Raw genomic sequence first — 2,593 nt, forward strand, 5'->3', positions numbered from 1 at the left:
ACTGTTATAAAAGTGGAATGCAATCCAATGACTCGGGAAATATGTATCACAAATACAATTGGAGAAGAAAAATATTTATTTAGTTCGAAAATCGGAGAAAAAATATTGAAACGTCTTAGTTCTGAGATCGGATTTAAATATACAATAGTTCAAAATCAAAATTTCTATCAAATAAAACTTATCTTTTAAAAGATAAGTGTCAAATCTTATGTTGTTTAAATTGTTCAAGCCAGTCAATATTAGATTCATTTGTTTTTTCTTGCTGACGTAAGATTGAATCTATAATGTTTATAAGAGTCTGTCGATCTAAAAATTGTAATAATTCAGGATTAATTTGAGTAGGGTTCAATCCATCGTAACGATTAAGTAGGTTTTCAATGTCGTTGAGGAGTTGTTCTTTAGTAGTTTCCATATTTAGGATTGTACTAAAACTTAACTAAAAATCGAATAATCTTTATTTTGATTAACATAATATAGATTATATTGAAAATATTTTTAGCACGATTTCCCGTATATACACATATAGGGTTATTCACTCCCTAAAATTACTGATAGATCAAAAACTTAATATTTTGCTTATTCTATTTTAGATATAAAATCGACTAATATTTATTTTAAAGTCAAGGAATGCTTATGACCATCAAAAAAGATTGTATCGTCACCATCGATTATCATATTAATGATACTGAAGGTAATCTTCTCCATGAAGAGGAGGAATCATTAGTGTATTTACACGGCGGTTATGGACATATCTTTCCTACAGTTGAAAAAGCGTTAGAAGGAAAAAGTATCGGGGAAGCTTTTAAAGTTGAACTCTCTGCAGATAAAGCATTTGGAAATTATGATTCTTCTCTTATTATAACTGAAGTACTCAGTGAATTACCGGCTGAAGTGAGTATTGGAATGGAGCTTGATGGTTATTTTGAAGATGATTCTGATGATGTCATTATCTATACTGTTACCGACATCGAGGGTGATCATGCCACACTTGATGGAAACCATCCTCTTGCAGGATTAGACCTCGTTTTTGAAGGAACTATCTTAGATATCCATGAAGCTACATCAGACGAGATTAAAGAAGTATTAGAATTTCAACATCAGCACTAACTAACTTTTCTTTCCCGATTTAATCGGGAATACTAAATGAAATGCTTTAGTCAACTACACTAAACTTACTTGATACTTCTTGCATTATTAAAACTATTTCGTTACAATCACAGCCTAAAATTTAACCTCCAAGGATAGTCATATGGCAAAACATCAGTTCCAGACTGAAGTCTCACAAATCTTACATCTCATGATCCACTCTTTGTACTCCAACAAAGAGATTTTCGTCCGCGAGTTAGTTTCCAACAGCTCCGACGCCCTCGATAAACTCAACATGCTTGTCCTCACCGATGACGCCTACAAAGGGGTAAATTTCGCCCCTCGTATCGACATCATCATAGACAAAGAGGCGAAAACCCTCACAATCAGTGACAGCGGTATCGGTATGAACGAAGCGGATTTGGTCGAAAACCTCGGAACCATCGCAAAATCAGGAACCAAAGCGTTCCTCGAAAAACTCTCAGGAGATCAGAAAAAAGATTCCAATCTTATCGGTCAATTCGGTGTCGGTTTCTACGCGTCGTTTATGGTAGCGGACAAAGTGGAAGTTATCAGCCGTAAAGCCGGAGAAGAGCAAGCGTATAAATGGTCTTCAATGGCGGGGTCAGAATATGATCTTGAGCCAGCAGAGCGCGATAGCCACGGTACGAGCATCATCATGCACCTCAAAGACGATGAGAGCGAGTTTTTAGAGACTCACCGTATCGATAGCATCGTTAAAAAATACTCCAACCACATCCCTTTCCCGATCTACATGGACAAAGAGGAGTGGGTTGCCCCAGCCGAGGGTGAGGAAAAAGGTCACAACGAACTTGTCAACAAACAAATCAACAAAGCCAACGCACTTTGGACGATCAGCAAATCTGAGATCAGTGATGAAGAGTACAAAGATTTCTACTCCAGTATCGCCCATGATTCGAGTGAGCCGTTACTCTGGATGCACAATCGCGCGGAGGGTACATTAGAATACACCACCCTCTTCTACGTCCCAGCCAAAGCACCGATGGATTTGTACCGCGTCGATTACCAAAGCGGTATCAAACTCTACATCAACCGTGTATTTATCACCGACGATGAAAAAGAGCTTATGCCGACCTACCTACGCTTCCTTCGCGGGGTGATCGACTCTGCCGACCTTCCATTGAACGTCAGCCGTGAAATCTTACAGAGCAACCGCGTTATGGCGAAAATCAAAAACGCTTCGGTTAAAAAAGTCCTCAGCGAACTTGCAAAAGTCTCTGAAAATGACGCTGAGAAATACGACGCGTTCTACAAAGAGTTCGGAAACGTCCTCAAAGAGGGACTTTACAGCGACATGGGTAACCGTGAACGTATCCTAGAGCTTCTCAAACTCAACACCCTAAACTCTGCCGAGCCGGTCATGTTCAGCAAATTCGTCGAGGGTGTAGACGCTGAGAAAAAAGAGATTTATTACATCTCTGCCAAAATGTCTCTCCAAATGCTCAAAAACTCCCCTGCCCTAGAA

The 2,593-nt window shown here is 39.1% G+C and carries 4 protein-coding genes; 3 read left to right on the top strand and 1 reads right to left on the bottom strand.

Translation table 11 applies throughout. The features are described 5' to 3' along the window. Positions 1-189, top strand: a 189-nt coding sequence (locus WA010_RS12205; protein ID WP_422557391.1) for a hypothetical protein, incomplete at its 5' end; no start/stop codon positions are given. Between the two features lie 10 nt (positions 190-199). Here the strand turns inward: WA010_RS12205 and WA010_RS12210 are convergent. Beyond that, a complete protein-coding gene (locus WA010_RS12210; RefSeq protein WP_422557392.1) occupies positions 200-412 on the bottom strand; it encodes a hypothetical protein in 213 nt (70 codons plus the stop codon). Positions 413-633: 221 nt separating this feature from the next. Here WA010_RS12210 and WA010_RS12215 point away from each other — a divergent pair, with 221 nt between their 5' ends. Together WA010_RS12215 and htpG are read left to right on the top strand one after the other, a co-directional pair. Further along, on the top strand, positions 634-1,107 hold the full coding sequence (locus WA010_RS12215; RefSeq protein WP_422557393.1) for an FKBP-type peptidyl-prolyl cis-trans isomerase: 474 nt from the start codon (positions 634-636) through the stop codon (positions 1,105-1,107). 142 nt (positions 1,108-1,249) lie between these two features. Further along, positions 1,250-2,593: molecular chaperone HtpG (htpG, locus tag WA010_RS12220; protein ID WP_422557394.1), on the top strand; the 1,344-nt coding region annotated here is incomplete at its 3' end.

The sequence above is a fragment of the Sulfuricurvum sp. genome (genome assembly GCF_049305995.1).
Taxonomy (GTDB): domain Bacteria; phylum Campylobacterota; class Campylobacteria; order Campylobacterales; family Sulfurimonadaceae; genus Sulfuricurvum.

Excerpts from the sequence above, each read along its gene's own strand:
- WA010_RS12215 (WP_422557393.1), top strand. The coding sequence starts at position 634 with ATGACCATCAAAAAAGATTGTATCGTCACCATCGATTATCATATTAAT.
- WA010_RS12210 (WP_422557392.1), bottom strand. The coding sequence starts at position 412 with ATGGAAACTACTAAAGAACAACTCCTCAACGACATTGAAAACCTACTT.